Genomic DNA, 18,759 nt, shown 5'->3' on the forward strand with positions numbered 1-18,759 from the left:
TGTTCATGCCGATTCCCCCTGGCCCCTTCGCCGGCCGTACCATCACCGACCTCGCCCGGGACCTGCGTGACGGGCACGTCACCGCCACCGAGCTGGCCGGGCAGGCGCTCGCCGCCGCCGAGGCGCTCGGCCCGGCGCTGAACGCCTTCGTCACCGTGGACGCCCCCGGGGCGCTGGCGGCGGCCCGGCGCGCGGACGAGGAGCTGGCCGCGGGCGCCGACCGGGGGCCGCTGCACGGGCTGCCGGTCGCGGTCAAGGACCTGATCATGGTGGCGGGGCTGCCGGCGACCATGGGGTCGAGGCACTTCACCGCGTACGTCCCGGACACCGACGCCGCGTGCGTGACGGGGCTGCGCCGGGCCGGGGCGGTCATCGTGGGCAAGACGACCACGCACGAGTTCGCGTACGGGCCCACCGGCGACCGCTCCGCCAACGGCCCCTCGCGCAACCCCCGGGACCCGGCGCGCATGTCGGGCGGCTCCAGCGGCGGCAGCGCGGCCGCCGTGGCGGCGGGCATCGTCCCGCTCGCGATCGGCACCGACACGGGCGGGTCCGTACGCATCCCGGCGGCCCTGTGCGGGGTCGCCGGGTTCAAGCCCGCGTTCGGGGCGATCCCGGCGGACGGGGTCTTCCCGCTGTCGCGCAGTTACGACCACGTCGGCGTGCTGGCGGGCGGGGCGGAGGACTGCCTGATCGCCTACCGCCGCCTGGCCGCGGACGTGCCCGGGGAGGCCGGGGACGCCGGGGACGCCGGGGACGCCGGCGGAAGTGTGGGCTGGATCGACCCGATCGCGATGTACGGAGGTGATCCGCGGGTGACGCGGGCCGTGCGGGCGGTGCTGGAGGCCGATGAGGAGGTGCGGCTGCCGGAGGGGTTCGTCCAGGAGGTCCGGGAGACGTACGTGGCCGTGCAGAGCTGCGAGACCGCCGCCGTGCACGCCGAGCGGCTGCGGCGGGCGCCCGAGCTGTTCGATCCCGCGGTGCTGGAGCGGCTGCGCGTCGCCGCGCAGGTGCCCGGCTGGCGGTACGTGCGCGCCCTGGAGGCCAGGCAGCGGCTGGCGGGCGTGGTGGACGTGCTGTTCGGGGGGCACGACGTGCTCGCGATGCCGACCGTGCCGATCGTCGCGCCGCTGGTGGACGAGCGGGAGTTCGCGCTGGACGGCCGGGCGGTCGAGGTGCGTCCCGCGCTGCTCGCCCTGACCAGCCCGTGGAACGTGCTCGGCCTGCCCGCGCTGACCGTGCCCGCCGGGCTGGTGGACGGGCTGCCGGTCGGGCTGCAGCTCGTCTGCCGTCCCGGTGACGAACCCCGCCTCTTCGCCACCGCCGCCCGCCTCACTCCGGTGACGGTCCTCTGAGGAGGAGGGACGTGCGCCCCGCCTCCTGCGGACGGGTCAGTGCTCGGCGGCAGGGTGGGGGGAGTTGGGGTCGAGGGCGTGCAGGATGCCGGTGTCGAGCCCGGTGTCGTAGCCGGCGGTGAACGCCTCCTGGTAGGCGCTGTCGCCGATCGCCGCGCGGGCCAGCCGCTCGCACATCTCCCGGGCGTCGACCCACTCGCGGATGCCGAGCTGCGCCCGGCCGATCGTGTCCCACACCTGCTGGGCCAGGCCGAGCCGGCGGGCGGCGGGCTCGGCGTGGCCGGAGGCGGAGGCGGCGCAGGCCAGCACGTCGAGGGCCATGGCGATGCCGATGCTGTCGTGCAGCCGGTGCTTGATCTCCAGCGCCGACCGGGCGTAGGCCTGGGCGGCGTCGTGGCGGCCGAGCGACAGCTCGGCCTGGGCGCGGAAGAGGTCGGCGTACGCGCGCATCCAGCGCTCGCCGTGCTTGTCGCACTCGGCGCACATCTCCTCCAGCACCTTCACCGCGTCCTCGATGCGGCCCTGCGCCGTGTGCACGTGGCTCTGCCCGAGCCGGGCCAGCAGCGTGGGCAGGGTGAGGCCGCGCTCGGGCCGGTGCACGGCCAGCAGGCTGTCGGCCAGCGCCAGCGCCAGCGCGAGGTCGCCCCTGATGGTGGCGGCGGCCATGACCATGGCCTGGGCGGCGAGCGCCGCGGCGGTGTCGCCGAGCTGGTCGGCGACACCGGCGCACTCGGCCGCCCAGGCCATGCCGGCGTCGGGGGCGCCCTGCACCATGAGGGTCAGGCTGCACACCCACAACGCCCGGTTGCGCACCACGCTCGGCTCGGTGTCCAGAGCCAGGGCGCGCTCCAGGTAGTGCTGACCTTCCCGGAGGAAGCCGCACGGGTACCAGAAGAACCACAGCGCGGCGGCCATCTCCAGCGCGGTGTGGTCGCGGGGGTGGGCCAGGCAGTGGTCGAGCGCCGTGCGCAGGTTGTCGTGCTCGGCGTTGGTGCGGTCGTTCCAGGAGACCTGCTCGGGGCCCAGCCAGGCGGCGTCGCCGCGGCGGGCCAGCTTCAGGTAGAAGTCGCGGTGCCGGCGACGCAGCCCGTCCTGCTCGCCGAGCGCGCGCAGCCAGATGGCGCCGTACTCGCGGATGGTGTCGAGCATCCGGTAGCGCTCGCCGCCGCCGGTGGGCGCCCAGATCAGGATCGACTTGTCGACCAGCCCGGCCAGCAGGTCGGGGATGGCGGAGGCGGGCAGCAGGTCGTCGGCGCAGACCTCGGCCACGGCCGTGTCGTCGAAGCTGCCGGCGAACACCGACGTGCGCGCCCACAGCAGCCGCTCCTCCGGCGTGCAGAGCTGGTGGCTCCAGCCGATGGCCGTGCGCAGCGCCTGGTGCCAGGGCGGGTCGGCGTCGTTCACCTCGGCGTCGGTGTCGCCGAGCAGCTCGAACCGGTCGTCGAGCCGCTCGCACAGCTCGGCGGCGGGCAGCTCGCGCAGCCGGGCCGCGGCCAGCTCGATGGCCAGCGGCAGCCCTTCCAGGCGGCGGCACAGCCGGGCCAGGTCGGCGCGGTTGCCGTCGGTGACGGCGAAGCCGGGCAGGGAGCGGGCGGTCCGGTCGGCCAGCAGCGTCACCGCGTCCTGCCGGCCGCCGCCGCCGGAGTCGGGGACGGGGAGCGGGTCGATGATCAGTACCTGCTCGTCGGGCACGCCGAGCGGGCGGCGGCTGGTGGCCAGGATCGACAGCCCGGGCGCGGCCAGGAGCAGGTCGCGGGCCGTGGCGGCGCACTCGTCGATCAGGTGCTCGCAGGTGTCGAGCACGAGCAGGAGGTGCCGGTCCTCGAGGTATTCGGTCAGCACGTCCATCATGGGCCTGGTCGTGCGGTCGGCCAGCGGCAGCGCCTCGGCGATGCTGTACGGCACCAGCGCCCCGTCGTCCAGCGCCGAGAGCTGGACGAGCCACGCGCCGTCACCGTAGCCGGCCCGCATGATGGAGGCGGCCCGCAGCGCCAGCCGGGTCTTGCCGACCCCACCCACGCCGGTCAGCGTCACCATCCGGAATTCCCGGCACAACCGGCGGATCCGGGCGAGTTCTCCGCGGCGGCCTACCAGGCTGGTCGTTTCCGGCGGCAGATTCCCGGCATGCCGCCCACCCATGGTCATGATTCTCACCTGTCCGGCTCGGTCCGCCGCATTCGGTGACAGCAGCTTGCCGGACGCGGCCAGGATCCGCCACGAAAAGTGAGAAAGTGACTACGCAACAGACGGGGTTGCGGGCGTTTCCTAATCCCGTCCTCCGCCGGGGGGATCCGGCGGGCCCGCCGGAGGGCCCGGCTCGGCGTCGCGAAACCGCGGGTCGGCGGGCCCTTCCCACTTAACCAAGCGCTTGCTACGCTCCGCCCATGGTGTCCACGATCGTCTGGGGTACCGGCAACATCGGCCGCGCCGCCATCCGTGCCGTCGAGGCCCACCCGGGGCTGAAACTGACCGCCGTCCTCGTCCACGACCCCGCCAAGATCGGCCGCGACGCGGGCGAGCTGGCCGGGCTCGGCCACCGCCTGGGCGTCACGGCGACCGCCGACGTCGAGGCGGCCCTGGGCGCGAGCCCGGGCGCCGTCGTGTACGCGGCCTCCGGCGACATCCGCCCGTCCGAGGCGCTGGCCGACGTGGTCCGCGCCCTGCGCGCGGGCGCCGTGGTCGTCACCCCCTCCCTGTACGCGCTGTACGACCCTCGCAGCGCCCCGCCCGAGATCCGCCGGCCGGTGCTGGCGGCCATCGCGGAGGGCGGCGGCTCCCTGTTCGTCTCCGGCGTCGATCCCGGCTGGGCCAACGACCTGCTGCCGCTGCTGGTCAGCGGGCTGGCCGCGACCGTGGACGCCGTACGCTGCCAGGAGATCTTCGACTACTCCACCTACGACCAGCCCGACGCGGTCCGCTACCTGGTCGGCATGGGCCAGCCGATGGACTACGAGCCGCCGATGCTCGCGCCGGCCGTGCCCTCCATGGTGTGGGGCGGCCAGGTGCGGCTGATCGCCAGGGCGCTCGGCGCCGACCTGGACGACATCCGCGAGCACGTGGAGCGCCGCCCGCTGGAGTCCGCGGTCACGACGGCGTCGATGGGCGCGTTCGAGGCCGGCACCCAGGGCGCGGTGCGGTTCGAGGTGCGCGGGATCGTCGGCGGCGAGCCCAGGATCGTGCTGGAGCACGTCACCCGCATCCACCCGTCCTGCGCCCCCGACTGGCCCGTCCCGCCCGGCGGCGCGGGGGCGCACCGGGTGATCATCGAGGGCCGCCCGCGCATCGAGGTCACCGTGCAGGCCACCGACGAGGGCGGCAACCACTCCGCGGGCGGCAACGCGACGGCCGTGGGCCGCCTGGTGGGCGCCGTCGAGTGGCTCGTGGAGGCGGGGCCTGGGCTGTACGACGCGCTGGACGTGCCGCTGCGGCCCGCCATCGGCAAGCTCGGAAGGAGGAGCGGGTGAGGATCGACATCCCGGAGGGCAAGGACGCGATCGAGTACGTGTGGGGTGAGATGGTGCCCGGCATCGGGCCCGCCGCCTCGCGCTACTCGCTGGCGGTGTACGCGCACACGACGCTCGGGCTGCGCGAGTTCGAGGCGGCCAGGCTGCGGGTGGCGCAGCTCAACGGCTGCGCGTTCTGCCTGGACTGGCGCACGGAGCGGGACGGGCGCACGGTCGAGGACGGCTTCGCCGACGCGGTCGCGGACTGGCGCACGACCGGCGCCTTCGACGCGCGCACCCGGCTGGCCGCCGAGTACGCCGAACGCTACACGCTCGATCACCACGGGCTGGACGAGGAGTTCTGGAGCCGGATGGGCGCGCACTACAGCCAGCTCGAGATCGTGGAGCTGAGCATGTGCATCGGCTCGTGGCTGGCGTTCGGCCGGCTCAACCACGTCCTGGGCCTGGACACCATGTGCCGCCTCCCGAACGCCCCGTCACCGAAAGCGAGCCCGGCCTCATGAGCAAGATCGACGACGTCTCCCGCCGCGGCTTCCTGACCGCGACCGGCGCCCTGCTCGGCACCGCCGCCCTCGGCGTGCACTCCCCCGCCGCCCGCGCGGCCGGCCCGATCAGCTCGGGGGCGCACGTGGCGGCCCTGGTGATCGGCACCGGGTACGGCGGCTCCGTGGCCGCCCTGCGCCTGGCCGAGGCGGGCGTGAACGTGCACCTGATCGAGATGGGCCAGGCCTGGGACACCCCCGGCTCCGACGGCAGGATCTTCTGCAACACGCGGGAGCCCGACTACCGCTCCTACTGGCTGCGCACCCGCACCAAGGCCCCGCTCAACTACTTCCTCGGCTTCCCGATCGACCGCGACATCCCCCGCCACACCGGCGTCCTGGACGCCGAGGAGTTCGGCGGCATCACCGTCTACCAGGGCCGCGGCGTCGGCGGCGGCTCCCTGGTCAACGGCGGCATGGCGGTCACCCCGAAACGCGAGAACTTCGCCGCCGTGCTCCCCTCGGTCGACCCCGGCGAGATGTACGGCACCTACTACCCGCGCGCCAACGCCGCCCTCGGCGTGGGCACGATCGACCCGGCCTGGTTCGACACCACGGCCTGCTACCAGTACGCCCGGGTCGGCCGCAAGCACGCCCAGCGCTCCGGCTTCCCGTTCGTGTTCGTGCCGGACGTCTACGACTGGGACTACATGAAGCAGGAGGCGGCCGGCACCGTCCCCCAGTCGGCGCTGGCCGGCGAGATCCTCTACGGCAACAACCACGGCAAGAAGTCGCTGCAGAAGACGTACCTGGCCCGGGCCGCGGCGACGGGCCGCGTCACCGTCTCCCCTCTGCACCGGGTCACCTCCGTCACCCCGGCGGCGGGCGGCGCCTACACGGTCGTCATCGAGCAGATCAACACGACCGGCGACACCGTCGCCACGAAGACCGTCACGGCCGACCGCGTGTTCTTCGCCGCGGGCAGCGTCGGCACCAGCAAGCTTCTGGTCAAGCTGAAGGCCACCGGCGCGCTGCCGGCGCTCAACGGTGAGATCGGCAAGGGCTGGGGCGACAACGGCAACGTCATGTGCGGCCGGGCGAACCACCTGTGGGACCCCACGGGCAAGCTCCAGTCGTCCATCCCGTGCTGCGGCATCGACAACTGGGCGGCCGGCGGCGCGTTCGCCGAGGTGGCGCCGTTGCCCACCGGGATCGAGACCTTCGCCTCGTTCTACCTGTCGATCACCAACAACCCGCACCGGGCGCAGTTCTCCTGGAACGCGGCCGCCGGCAGGGTGGAGCTGAACTGGCAGACCGCCTGGAAGCAGCCGTCCATCGACATGGCCAGGACCATCTTCGACAAGATCAACTCCAAGGAGGGCACGATCTACCGGACGGACCTGTTCGGCGTCTACAAGATCTGGGGCGACCACCTGACCTACCATCCGCTGGGTGGTGCCGTGCTGAACAAGGCCACCGACAACTACGGGCGGCTGACGGCCTATCCGGGGTTGTACGTCATCGACGGGGCGCTGATCCCGGGGAACACGACGGTCAACCCGTTCGTGACGATCACGGCGCTGGCGGAGCGGAACATCGAGCGCATCATCGCCGCCGACCTGTGAGCGCCCTTCGCGGCGCGGGCATGACGACGCCGTGATCCCGTCGCACGCACGCGGGGCGGCGACCATCACGGCCGCCCCGTCCCGACCGTCACCGTGTGCCCGTCCGTAACTCGCGGTCCACCTCGGCGGTCTACCGTGCGCGCATGAAGATGCGCAGCTTACTCGCGAGCGTGCTGTCCACCGTCCTGGTCGGCGGTACGGTCACCGTCGTGCTCACCCAGACCTCCACCGCCACGGCCGAGCGCCGGGCCCAGGATCCCATCGTGATCGCCCACCGCGGGGCCTCCGCCCACCGCCCGGAGCACACGCTCCTGGCCTACGAGGCCGCCATCGCGATGGGCGCCGACTACATCGAGCCCGACCTGGTCTCCACCAGGGACCACGTGCTGGTCGCCCGGCACGAGAACGAGATCTCCGGCACCACCGACGTGGCCGCGCGCCCCGAGTTCGCCGGTCGGCGCACCACCAAGACGGTGGACGGCCGGCCCGTCACCGGCTGGTTCACCGAGGACTTCACGCTGGCCGAGCTGAAGACGCTGCGCGCCAAGGAGCGGGTGCCCGACCTGCGCCCTGACAACACGGCGTTCGACGGGCTGGCCGAGATCCCGACGTTCGAGGAGGTCGTGAAGCTGGCGCTGGCGCACGGCGTCGGCGTCTACCCCGAGACCAAGCACCCCACCTACTTCGACTCCATCGGCCTGTCGCTGGAGGAGCCGCTGCTCGACGTGCTGAACCGGCACCGGGTGCGCAAGGCGTACATCCAGTCCTTCGAGACCGCGAACCTGCGCGACCTGCGCGGCAGGACGCGGCTGCCGCTGATCCAGCTCATCACGTCCGCCGGCGCGCCCTACGACTGGGTGGCGGCCGGCAGCACGCGCACCTACGACGACATGGTCAGGCCGGACGGGCTGCGCGAGGTCGCCACGTACGCGAACGGGATCGGCGTGGACACCAGGCGCGTCGTCCCGGTCGACGCCTCGGGCGCGACGACCGCCCCCACGACGCTCGTCGCCGACGCCCACCGCAGGCGGCTGGCCGTGCACGTGTGGACGGTGCGCAACGAGAACTCGCAGCTCCCCGCCGACTACCGGCTCGGCGACCCGGCCAGCCCCGTCTACCCGCGGGCGACCGGGAACGTGATGGGCTGGCTGTCGCGGCTGCTCGACCTGGGCATCGACGGGGCGTTCTGCGACGACCCGGGCATGGGCCGGGCCGTGGTCTCCAAGCACTCCGGCTGACCCGTCAGGTACGGCGCCAGCGGGACTCGCCGAAGCAGTAGCCGGCGAACAGCAGCACTCCCAGCGCCACCACCACGAGCAGCGACGGCCCCGCCGGGGTGTCGGCGAACTGCCGCAGGGTGGCGTCGATGCCGCCCGCCTTGTCGGCGTCGTGGGTGATCGCCGCGTAGATGACGAAGATCCCGGCCATCCCGGCGATCGCCCCGCGGGCCGCGTACCCGCCGACCCCGAGCCGGTCCATGACCTTCCTGGCTCGCGGCGACATCCGGCCCTGGTCGAGTTCCTCCCTGAAGCCCTTCGTGGCGCCCCGGTGGATCCAGTAGACGCCGAGCGCCACGAGGCCGAGCCCGATCGCGCCCACGATCCACTGCCCGCCGGGCAGGTCGAGCAGCTTGGCCGTCGCGTCCTGCGACTTCTGGTCGTCGGAGGCGGCCTTGCCCGAGGTGATCACGCTCCACAGCGTGTAGACGACCAGGGCGTAGACGCCGACCCGCGCGACGGCCTCGCCCCGCTCAAGGGGCTTCTCGCCGCCGAACACCGCCTCGGACGCCTGCCACAGGGCCAGCGCCACGAACCCGGCGACCATGATCCACAGCAGCACCTCACTGAACGGCAGCCGGGCTAAGGTGCTGATGGCCCCGGCCTTGTCGGCCTCTTCGCCGGCCCCCTGGCCGAGGCCGATCTGCAGGGCCACCACGCCGATCAGCGCGTACAGCACGCCGCGGCACGCCAGGCCCACCCTGGTCAGCACGGCCATCGGCCGGCTGCGCGTCGCGCGCTGCGTCGCGGCCTTCGCCTCCTGGCCCGCCTGTTGCGCGGTATTCACCGTTTGCCTCCCATATGGTCTTTCCGGAGAACCCGAGTGCCCGGGATTCGCGGCTCTACGCATCGAAGTGCCGCGGCCAGGCACGACGTGGCTGGTTACAGTGGTCCGGTGAGCCACGACCAGCACGGCCTGGCGATGACCGGGGCGAGTGCCGCGGCGGTGCGGCACTACGATCGCGCGATCGACGAGTTGCTGCACTTCAGGGCCGAGGTCGACGCCGAGGCGAACGCCGCGCTGGCCGAGTCGCCCGACTTCGCGATGGGCCACGTCCTGGTGGCGTACCTGGGGCTGCTGACCACGGAGGCCGAGGACGCGCGCACGGCGCGGGCGCGCTTCGGCGCGTTCCTGCGCAGGATCGACGGCGCCGCGCTGCTCCCCCGCGAGCGGGCGCACGTCGCGGCCGTGCGGGCGCTGCTCGGCGGCGACTTCCTGACCTGCGGGGCGCTGCTGGCCGGCATCACGGCCGAGTACCCGCGCGACGCGCTGGCGCTGGCCACCGGGCACCAGGTCGACTTCTTCACCGGCGACGCGCGCATGCTGCGCGACCGGATCGGCGGGGCGCTGACCGCCTGGCGCGAGGACGACCCGCACCTCGGGCACGTGCTCGGCATGTACGCCTTCGGCCTGGAGGAGGCCGGGCACTACGACCGGTCGGAGGAGGTCGGCCTGCGGGCGGTGGAGCTGAACCCGCGCGACGTGTGGGGCATCCACGCGGTGGTGCACACCTACGAGATGCAGGGCCGCTTCGGCGACGGGCTGCGCTATCTCGACGCGCGCGTGCCCGACTGGTCGTCCGGCACCTTCTTCAACATCCACAACTGGTGGCACTACTGCCTGTACGCCCTGGAGACCGGCGACGTGCCGCGCGTGCTGGCGATCTACGACGCCGTGCTGGCCGGCGGGCAGGCCTGCATGGAACTGCTCGACGCGGCGGCGCTGCTGTGGCGGCTCCACCTGGAGGGCTCCGACCAGCACGAGCGCTGGCGGGCGCTGGCCGAGGCCTGGCCGGCGCGGGTGGCGGAGCCGTTCTACGCCTTCAACGACATGCACGCCGTGATGTCGTACGTCGGCGCCGGCCGGATCGGGGAGGCGGAGAAGTTGATCGCCGGGCGGGAGGCGTACGTGGCCGAGCCGCACCCGGGGGTCACCAACCACGACATGACGCTCAGGGTGGGGCTGCCGGTGTGCCGGGCGATCGTGGCCTTCGGGCGGGGCGACTACGGGGCGGTGGTCGATCTGCTCCATCCGATCAGGCACCGGGTCGGCGAGTTCGGCGGCAGCCACGCGCAGCGCGACGCCGTGCAGCGCACGCTGCTGGAGGCGGCGCTGCGGGCCGGGCGGCGGGACGTCGCCAGGATGCTGGTGAGCGAGCGGATCAGCGTGCGGCCGTGCAGCCCGTACAACTGGCTGAAGCAGGCGGCGCTGGCCGAGGCGCTGGGCGACGGCGCGGCGGCGGCCGTCGCGCGCGGCCGGGCGGGCGAGCTCGCCCGGTCCGGAATTGTCGGAGCCGCCGGGTAGTTTCTGCTCACATGGATCGGCAACTCACCCTGATGGTCGTGCACGCCCACCCCGACGACGAATGTCTGAGCACCGGCGGCATCCTCGCCCGCTACACCGAGGAGGGCATCCGCACGGTCCTGGTCACCTGCACCAACGGCGAGCAGGGCGACGGCGACGGCGGCGTCAAGCCGGGCGAGCCTGGTCACGACGACGAGGCGGTGGCCCGGCGGCGGCTGGGCGAGCTGCGCGAGTCGGTCGCCCACCTGGGCATCGACCAGCTGGAGCTGCTCGGCTACCGCGACTCCGGCATGGACGGCTGGGACGGCAACGGCCACCCGGGCGCGTTCGCCAACGTGCCCGTCGAGACGGCCGCCGCCAGGCTGGCCGCGCTGATGGAGCAGTACCGGCCGCAGGTCGTGGTCACCTACGACGAGACGGGCGGCGGCGGTTACGGCCACCCCGACCACGTGCAGACGCACCGCGTCACGGTGGCCGCCGCCGAGCGCACCGGCATCCCCGACAAGCTCTACTACACGGCCATCCCCCGGTCGGCGATCAGGCGCATGTTCGAGCTGATGCGCGAGAGCGGCGCCGACGTCGGCGACTTCACGCCCTCCGACGACTTCGGCACCCCCGACGAGCGGGTCACCAGCGTCGTCGACGTCTCCGCCTACGTCGAGCGCAAGCTCAAGGCCCTGCGCGCGCACGAGAGCCAGGGGGAGAACATCTTCCTGCTGCGCATGCCGGAGGAGGCGCAGCAGCAGGCGTTCTCGCACGAGGCGTTCGAGCGGGTGCTGAGCAAGGTGGACACGCCGCGCCACGAGGAGGACCTGTTCGAGGGCCTGCGCGGCGCCTGAACCGGAGCCGGCCGCGCCGGGGCGGCCGGTTGAAAGTTTCACCGCCCCGCGGCCGTCGCCGCAGATCATCGGGCCGCCGCGGCGGCGCCGGTTGAGTTCGGGCCGCGGGCGTCTTACGGTGCTCCTACCGATCCGGTCAAGGAGCCCGTCATGCGCGCCCGTGTCGTCCCGGCCCTGATCCTGACCCTGCTCGCCCCCCTGCTCGCCCTCGGCGTCGCCGTCCCCGCGGCCCAGGCCCAGGTGGTGGGCGGGTTCGACTTCGACAGGGCGGAGGTGTCCGTCACGGGCCTGCAGGTGCCGTGGGCGATGGCGTTCCTGCCGGACGGCAGCGCGCTGGTCTCCGAGCGGAACACGGGCCGCGTCATGCGGGTCCGCCCCGGCCAGGCGCCCGCGCAGGCCGCCACGGTGAGCGGGGTGAGCGCCTCGGGCGAGAGCGGCCTGCTGGGCCTGGCGGTCTCGCCCTCGTACGCGCAGGACGGCTGGGTGTACGCGTACTTCACCAGCACGAGCGGCGACAACCGCCTGGTCAGGTTCCAGCTCAGCGCCCCGCAGACGCAGACGGTGATCTTCTCCGGGGTGCCGAGCGCGGCGATCCACGACGGCGGCCGGATCGCGTTCGGCCCGGACGGCATGCTGTACGTGGCCACCGGCGACGCCGGCAACACCGCCAACGCCCAGAACCTCAACAGCCCCGCCGGCAAGATCCTGCGCATGACGCCCACCGGCGGCGTCCCGTCGGGCAACCCGTTCGCGGGCTCCCGCGTCTGGAGCTACGGCCACCGCAACGTGCAGGGCCTGGCCTGGGACTCGCAGGGCAGGATGTACGCCACCGAGTTCGGCCAGAACACCTGGGACGAGGTCAACCAGATCGTCGCGGGCGGCAATTACGGCTGGCCCACCTGCGAGGGCACATGCTCCACCGGCGGTTTCCGCAACCCGATCGTCACGTGGACCACGGCCGAGGCGTCGCCGAGCGGGCTGGCCTACGCCAACGACACGCTGTTCGCGGCGGCGCTGCGCGGCCAGCGGGTGTGGGCGGTCCCGCTGACCGCCGGCGGCGGGGCCGGCACGCCGGTGGCCGAGCTGCAGGGGGCCTACGGGCGGCTGCGCTCGGTGGCCGTCGGGCCGGACGGCTGGCTGTGGGTGGGCACCAGCAACCGCGACGGCCGCGGCACCCCGGTGGCGCAGGACGACCGCATCATCCGGATCCCGCCCGCGTCGAGCGGCACCGACACGCAGGCGCCGGCCGCGCCCGCGGGCCTGGCCGCCTCGGGCACGACCGCCACCGCGACCACGCTGGCCTGGAGCGCCGCGACCGACAACGTGGGCGTCACCGGCTACGACGTGCTGCGCGCGCCCGGCGCCTCGGGCGGCACGTTCACGCAGGCCGGCACGTCCGCGACGACCACGTTCACGAACACGGGCCTCACCGCGGGCGCCACCTACCGCTACCAGGTCCGGGCCAGGGACGCGGCCGGCAACCTGTCCCCCGTCTCCAACACCGTCACGGTCACCACCACCGGCTCGCAGGGCGGCGGCACCTGCATGGCCACGCCGGCCACGGCGAGCGAGTGGGCCACCGGCTACGTGATCCAGGTCACGGTCACCAACACCGGCACGGCCACCCTGAACGGCTGGACGGTGACGTTCACGCTGCCTCCCGGGCACACCGTCGCCGGCTCGTGGAACGTCGTGATGTCCGGCTCGGGCCAGACCGCCACGGCCAGGAACGCCGCCTACAACGGCGGCCCGATCGCGCCGGGCGCGAGTACCGCGTTCGGCTTCCAGGCGAGCCGCCCCGGAGCGGACGGCCGCGTCCCCTCCGGCTACTCCTGCACCTCGCCCTAGATCCAGCCGCGCCGGGTCGCCTCCATGGCGACCTGGAAGCGCGTCTGCACGCCCAGCCGCCGCATGAGCTTGGTGAGGTGACGCTGCACGGTCCGCTCGCTCCACCCGAGTGCCCGGCCCGCCGCCTTGTCGGTGGTGCCCGCGGCCAGCAGCGTCAGCAGCCGCTCCTCGTCCTGCGACAGGCCCCGTTCCGGGTCCTGGGCGGTCAGCCGCACCGGCCGGCTGCGCTCCCACAGTGCCTCGAACAGCGCCACCAGCGCGTCGAGCAGCGGTGACGGATGGATCAGGTACGAGGCCGACACCACGCTGTCGCCTGCCCGCAGCAGCGGGATGATGGCCAGCCTGTCGTCGGAGATGCCGAGCTTCATCGGCAGGTTCGCGGAGATCCTGGCCTCCTCCCCGTGCTGCAGGCCCATCATGACGTCGTCCAGCCAGCCGGGCAGCTCCAGCACGCTGGTGTCGTAGATGACGCGATATTTCACGCCGTGCCGGAGCAGGTGGAGCTCGACCGGGTTCGGCTCGGTGTGCTCCTGCGGGGCGGCGTACGGCGGGCGGTCGAAGCCGCGCATCTGCACCCGGGTGTCCTGCTGCATCCGCACCCAGCGGTGGTTGACCTCGTCGCGCCCGGAGACGACCTCGATCAGCTCGCCGGGATGCGCGAAGCGGGTGCCGGCCCGGTAGACGTCCATGAGCGCGCGGATGTGCGTGCGCACGTCGTCCAGCTCCCGCTCGCGCTGGCGCAGGATGGCCTCCAGGCTGCTGTCGGGCGAGACGGCGACGTAGCGGACGGGCCGGCCGGTCGAGCGGGTGGCCAGGCCCAGCTCGACCAGCGACTGCAGGGCGCGCCGGGCGGACGGGGGCGGCAGGTGGCAGTCGGCGACGATCTCGGCGACCGTCGCCTGGGTGCGCCGGACGAGCGCGTCGTAGACCTCCTCGTCCTGATGAGCGAGTCCGATGGCCTCCAGCATCGCCGCCTCCGGGGGTGTCGGGTTCACGTCACATGACTGAAATTCGTCATCAACGGATCTTGTCAGGAAACATCGGAGGATGTCAGCGTTCTCGGTGCACCATCGGCCCCAGCGGCCCCAGATCTGAAGGAGCCCCATGCCGCTGACCTCCCGCCGTTCCGCCGGGCGGCGCCTGCTCGCCGCCGTCTTACCAGCCGTACTGATGACCTCCGGGACGTTCGGGATCATCGTCGCGAGCCCGGCGCAGGCGCAGGCCGCCACCGCCGAGCCCGGCGGCGAACCCAAGATCGACGCCAAGCTGGCCGAACAGATGAAGAGCGCCCGCGGCCGCCTGGAGGCGGTCGTCGTGCTGCGCACCGCCCAGGAGCCGCCGCCCGTGGACTCCGGCGCCGAGGCGCGCCAGGCGCTGACGGCGAGCGCGGAGCCCGTGCAGGACCCCGTGGCCGCGTTCGTGCGCTCGCGCGGCGACCAGGTGGTCAACACCTTCTGGCTCAAGAACATGATCCTGGTGCGGGCCACGCCCGGCACGCTCGGCGCCCTGGCCGGGCTCGACCTGGTCGACCGGATCATCCCCAACTTCACCCTGACCGCCCCCGAACCGGCCAAGGCCGCGGCTCCCGCAAGCGCGGCGGCCACGACCTGGGGCATCGCCAAGATCGGCGCCGACCGGGTGCGCAGCGAACGCGGCCTGACGGGCAAGGGCGTGCGCGTGGCCGTGCTCGACACCGGCATCGACGTCACCCACCCCGACCTGAAGGGCAGGCTCGCCACCGCCGACGCCGCGGACCCGAAGGCGCCGGGCGGCTGGATCGAGTTCGACGCCGACGGCAAGCCGGTGCCCAGCGAGCCGCACGACAGCGCCTACCACGGCACGCACGTGGCGGGCACGATCGCGGGCGGCGACGCCTCCGGCACGCAGATCGGGGTCGCGCCGGGCGCCGAGCTGATGGCCGGGCTGGTCATCCCCGGCGGGCGGGGCACGCTCGCCCAGGTGATCGCGGGCATGCAGTGGGCGCTGGCGCCGTACGAGGCGGACGGCACCCCCGCGGGCGAGCCCGCCGACGTCGTCAGCATGTCGCTGGGCGCCGAGGGCTACGCCGACGAGCTGATCGAGCCGGCCAGGAACATCTACCGGGCCGGCGCGTTCCCCTCCTTCGCCATCGGCAACGAGTGCGCGCCCGGCGGCTCCGGCAGCCCCGGCAACGTGTTCGAGGCCGTGGCGGTGGGCGCCACCGACGTCAACGACGACGTGCCGGACTTCTCCTGCGGCGGCACGGTCAAGCGCGCCGACTGGTTCGACGCGCCGCCGGAGTGGCCGGACTCGTACGTCGTGCCGGACGTCTCCGCCCCCGGCGTGGACGTGGTGTCGGCCATGCCCGGCGGCCAGTACGCCGCCCTGAACGGCACCTCGATGGCCACCCCGCACGTCTCCGGCACGGTGGCGCTCATGCTGGAGGCCCGCCCCGGCCTGACCGTGGCCGCGGCCGAGGAGATCCTCGCCGGCACGTCGGTCTCCGACGACCGGTACGGCCCGCGCCCGAACACCCGCGTCGGCCAGGGCCGCATCGACGCCTACGCCGCCGTCGCCGAGGCGGCGCTGACCAGCGGCGTGCGCGGGGTCGTCACCGACGAGCGCACCCGCAGGCCGCTGAGCGGCGTGAAGGTGGTCAGGGCCGACGGGCGCGGCACGGAGACCGGCGCGGACGGCCGCTTCGAGCTGCGGCTCCCGGCGGGCGAGCACGCGCTCACGCTGTCCAGGTTCGGGTACGAGACGGCCTCCAGGACGTTCGGGGTGCGGGCCGACCGGCTCTCGGACGTGCGGCTGGAGCTGGAGCGCACCCGCTGGAGCACGATCTCGGGGCGGGTGACGTACGAGCCGACCGGCGCGAGCGTGCCCGGCGCCACGGTCACCGTGCTGAACGTCCCCGACGTGCTGACGGCCACGACCGGCGCCGACGGCCGGTACACCATCGAGGACGTGCCGGCCGGCGACCACCAGGTCTCCGCGCACGCCGCGGGAATCTCCAGGTCGGACCCGGTGGCCGTCACCGTCGGCCGGGGCAGGGCGGGCGCGGACGTCGTGCTGCCGCGCCGCCCGCCGACCGAGCGGCTGTCCCTCGGGTCGGACGGGCGGCAGGGCAACCACGACGCGTGGTGGCCCGAGCTGAGCGGCGACGGCAACGTCGTGGTGTTCGCCGGTTTCGCCTCCAACCTCGCCGACGACGAGGACACCAACGGCGAGCTGGACATCTTCGCCACCGACCGGCGCACCCGCGAGACACGCAGGGTGTCGGTGCCGAGCGGCGGCGGGCTGGCCGACGGGTTCTCGCTGTCCCCCACGGTCAGCAGGGACGGGCGGTTCGTCGGCTTCAACAGCGGCGCGACCAACCTGGTGCCCGGCGACACGAACGGCCTGGCGGACGCGTTCGTGCACGACCGGCAGAGCGGCGCCACCGAGCTGCTGTCGGTGTCGTCCGACGGCACGCCGGGCGACGGGCTGTCCGGGCCGCCCAGGTTCAGCGCGGACGGCCGGTTCGCGGTCTTCGACAGCGACGCGGCCAACCTCGTGCCGGGTGACACGAACGGCCGCACGGACGTCTTCCTGCGCGACCGGCAGGCCGGCACCACCCAGCGCCTGTCCGTCGCGCAGGGCGGCGCGCAGGTGGACGGCAACTCGCGGGAGCCCACGATCAGCGCCGACGGCCGGTACGTGGCCTTCCAGAGCAGCGCCGGCGCCCTGACGCCCGGTGACACGAACGGCGTGATCGACTCGTACGTGCTGGACCGGCAGGCGGGGACGCTGACGCGGCTCGCGGCGCCGTACCCGGACCAGGAGACCACCGGGCCGGTCATCAGCGCCGGCGGGAACGCCGTGGCCTTCACCAACGGCGTCGGGCTCGGCGAGCTCTACGTCCAGGTGCTCGGCACCGGCACGTCCGAGCTGGTGTCGGTGACCACCGGCGGCAGGCCGGCGGGCGCCATGTCCTTCGCTCCCTCGATCACCGCCGACGGCGGCAAGGTGGCCTTCTACAGCGACTCCGCCGAGCTGGTCGCCGGCGACACGGGCGGGCTCAACGACGTGTTCGTCCGCGACGTCGCGGCGGGCACCACCACCCGGATCTCCACCGGTCCCCGGGGCGAGGAGGGCGACGGCCGCGCCGTCCTGCCGTCGATCAGCGAGGACGGCCGGTACGTGGCCTTCGAGAGCGGCTCGGCGAACCTGGCCGAGGGCGACACGAACAAGCGGGACGACGTGTTCGTGCACGACCTGGTGGCCGGGCCGGAGGCGCTGTTCACGGTGAGCGGGCTGGAAGTCTCCACGTCGCGCTCCGTGCGGGTGCGGGCGCTGGTGAAGAACGTGGGCGAGCAGGCGGGCACGTACCAGGCCGTGCTGATCGTGGACGGCGAGGAGGTGCAGCGGCGCGCCGTGCCGCTGGCGCCCGGCCGCGCCACCCGGGTCTCGTTCGAGCTGCGGCGCCCGGCGGCGGGCACGCACACCGTCGAGCTCGGGACGCTGAGCGGGCAGTTCACGATGAAACGCTGAATCCTTCCGGGGTGGGGCCGTTCCAGGCGGGGCGGCCCCATCGCGTTACCGGGCGCTCGGGGGCAGTTCGCCCGAGCCGCGCACGATCAGCCGGGTCGGCACCGTGACGCGGCGCGCCCTGGACCGGTCGCCGTCCAGCCGGGCGAGCACCAGCTCCGCCGCCGCGGCCCCCACGGCGGCCGGGTCCTGGGCGACGGCGGTGAGCGGCGGGTCGAGCGCCTCGGCCAGCGGCAGGTCGTCGAACCCGACCAGCGCCACGTCCTTGCGCCCGGCCCGCGACAAGGCCACCACCACCCCCATGGAGGCCAGGTTGTTGCCCGCGAACAGCGCGGTCGGCGGGTCGGCCAGCGCCAGCAGCCGCATGGTGGCGCCGGCCGCGGCCTCCAGGTCGTGCCCCGTCTCCACCAGCGCGCGGTCGAACGGCAGCCCCGCAGCTTCGAGCGCGTCGCGGTAGCCCTGGAGCCGCTCGCGGCGCGTGTACAGGGCGGCCGGCAGGTCGCCCACGAAGCCGATCCTGCGGTGCCCGTGGGCGATCAGATGCGCCACGCCGGCCGTCGCGCCCTCCCGGTTGGCGCTCACCACGCAGTCGGCGGTCAGCCCGGCGGCGGGGCGGTCGAGGAAGACGATCGGCAGGCCGGCCACCCGCTCGGCGCGCAGGTGGCGGTGGTCGCCGGCGGTGGCCGGGACGACCATGAGGGCGCTGACCCTGCGGGCCAGAAAGGTGGCGATGAGCGACTGCTCGTGCCCGGCCGTCTCATCGGAGGAGCCGACGATGAGGGTGAGCCCGCGGGCCCGTACGGCGCCCTCGACCCCGCCCGCGACCGTGCCGAAGAAGGGGTTGCCCAGCTCGGGCACGACCAGGCCGATCGCGGCGTCGCGCGCGCCCACCCGCATGTTACGGGCCATGAGGTTGGGCTGGTAGCCGAGCTTCCTGACCGCCTCCATGACCCGCTCGCGCGTCTCGACGGCGACCGGGCCCTCGTCGTTGAGGACCCGGGAGACGGTTTTCGCGGTGACTCCCACCTCACGAGCCACATCTGTCATCGTCGGAC

The 18,759-nt window shown here is 73.8% G+C and carries 13 protein-coding genes; 9 read left to right on the forward strand and 4 right to left on the reverse strand.

Annotation, left to right across the window (positions count from 1 at the left end; genetic code table 11):
* The first annotated feature begins 5 nt into the window (after positions 1-5).
* A complete protein-coding gene (locus HD597_RS29070; RefSeq protein ID WP_253746035.1) occupies positions 6-1,355 on the forward strand; it encodes an amidase in 1,350 nt (449 codons plus the stop codon).
* Positions 1,356-1,391: 36 nt separating this feature from the next.
* On the opposite strand, the gene HD597_RS29075 is transcribed toward HD597_RS29070, so the two are convergent.
* The gene (locus HD597_RS29075) at positions 1,392-3,392 is read right to left on the reverse strand and encodes an ATP-binding protein (RefSeq protein WP_253746039.1); all 2,001 of its coding nucleotides are present in this window, start codon (positions 3,390-3,392) and stop codon (positions 1,392-1,394) included.
* A 347-nt stretch (positions 3,393-3,739) separates the two neighbouring features.
* Between HD597_RS29075 and HD597_RS29080 the strand changes: the two genes are divergently transcribed.
* From HD597_RS29080 to HD597_RS29095, 4 genes are all read left to right on the forward strand, one after another.
* Positions 3,740-4,819 (forward strand): NAD(P)H-dependent amine dehydrogenase family protein, encoded by a 1,080-nt coding sequence (locus HD597_RS29080; RefSeq protein ID WP_253746041.1) that lies wholly within the window; start codon positions 3,740-3,742, stop codon positions 4,817-4,819.
* The gene (locus HD597_RS29085; protein ID WP_253746045.1) at positions 4,816-5,322 is read left to right on the forward strand and encodes a carboxymuconolactone decarboxylase family protein; all 507 of its coding nucleotides are present in this window, start codon (positions 4,816-4,818) and stop codon (positions 5,320-5,322) included. The genes HD597_RS29080 and HD597_RS29085 overlap by 4 nt, the downstream gene beginning before the upstream one ends.
* Positions 5,319-6,926: a GMC oxidoreductase gene (locus HD597_RS29090; protein ID WP_253746046.1), complete on the forward strand. Its 1,608-nt coding sequence runs from the start codon at positions 5,319-5,321 to the stop codon at positions 6,924-6,926. The genes HD597_RS29085 and HD597_RS29090 overlap by 4 nt, the downstream gene beginning before the upstream one ends.
* A gap of 143 nt (positions 6,927-7,069) precedes the next feature.
* Positions 7,070-8,164 (forward strand): glycerophosphodiester phosphodiesterase, encoded by a 1,095-nt coding sequence (locus tag HD597_RS29095; protein ID WP_253746048.1) that lies wholly within the window; start codon positions 7,070-7,072, stop codon positions 8,162-8,164.
* A gap of 4 nt (positions 8,165-8,168) precedes the next feature.
* Here HD597_RS29095 and HD597_RS29100 read toward each other — a convergent pair whose 3' ends face one another.
* Positions 8,169-8,990 (reverse strand): DUF1206 domain-containing protein, encoded by an 822-nt coding sequence (locus HD597_RS29100; protein WP_253746050.1) that lies wholly within the window; start codon positions 8,988-8,990, stop codon positions 8,169-8,171.
* Positions 8,991-9,098: 108 nt separating this feature from the next.
* Here HD597_RS29100 and HD597_RS29105 point away from each other — a divergent pair, with 108 nt between their 5' ends.
* From HD597_RS29105 to HD597_RS29115, 3 genes are all read left to right on the forward strand, one after another.
* Complete coding sequence (locus HD597_RS29105; RefSeq protein ID WP_253746051.1) at positions 9,099-10,508, forward strand: tetratricopeptide repeat protein; 1,410 nt, start codon at positions 9,099-9,101, stop codon at positions 10,506-10,508.
* Between the two features lie 11 nt (positions 10,509-10,519).
* A complete protein-coding gene (locus HD597_RS29110; RefSeq protein WP_253746053.1) occupies positions 10,520-11,347 on the forward strand; it encodes a PIG-L family deacetylase in 828 nt (275 codons plus the stop codon).
* A gap of 150 nt (positions 11,348-11,497) precedes the next feature.
* Positions 11,498-13,195 carry a PQQ-dependent sugar dehydrogenase gene (locus HD597_RS29115; RefSeq protein WP_253746054.1) on the forward strand — a complete coding sequence of 566 codons (1,698 nt, stop codon included), beginning with the start codon at positions 11,498-11,500 and terminating at the stop codon, positions 13,193-13,195.
* Here the strand turns inward: HD597_RS29115 and HD597_RS29120 are convergent.
* Complete coding sequence (locus HD597_RS29120; RefSeq protein WP_253746062.1) at positions 13,192-14,190, reverse strand: helix-turn-helix transcriptional regulator; 999 nt, start codon at positions 14,188-14,190, stop codon at positions 13,192-13,194. The two genes, HD597_RS29115 and HD597_RS29120, sit on opposite strands and share 4 nt — an antisense overlap.
* A 109-nt stretch (positions 14,191-14,299) precedes the next feature.
* Between HD597_RS29120 and HD597_RS29125 the strand changes: the two genes are divergently transcribed.
* On the forward strand, positions 14,300-17,707 hold the full coding sequence (locus HD597_RS29125; RefSeq protein WP_253746069.1) for a S8 family serine peptidase: 3,408 nt from the start codon (positions 14,300-14,302) through the stop codon (positions 17,705-17,707).
* A gap of 45 nt (positions 17,708-17,752) precedes the next feature.
* Here the strand turns inward: HD597_RS29125 and HD597_RS29130 are convergent, their stop codons facing one another.
* A complete protein-coding gene (locus HD597_RS29130; RefSeq protein ID WP_253746071.1) occupies positions 17,753-18,751 on the reverse strand; it encodes a LacI family DNA-binding transcriptional regulator in 999 nt (332 codons plus the stop codon).
* Positions 18,752-18,759 lie beyond the last annotated feature (8 nt).

This window comes from Nonomuraea thailandensis (assembly GCF_024172165.1).
GTDB lineage: Bacteria > Actinomycetota > Actinomycetes > Streptosporangiales > Streptosporangiaceae > Nonomuraea > Nonomuraea thailandensis.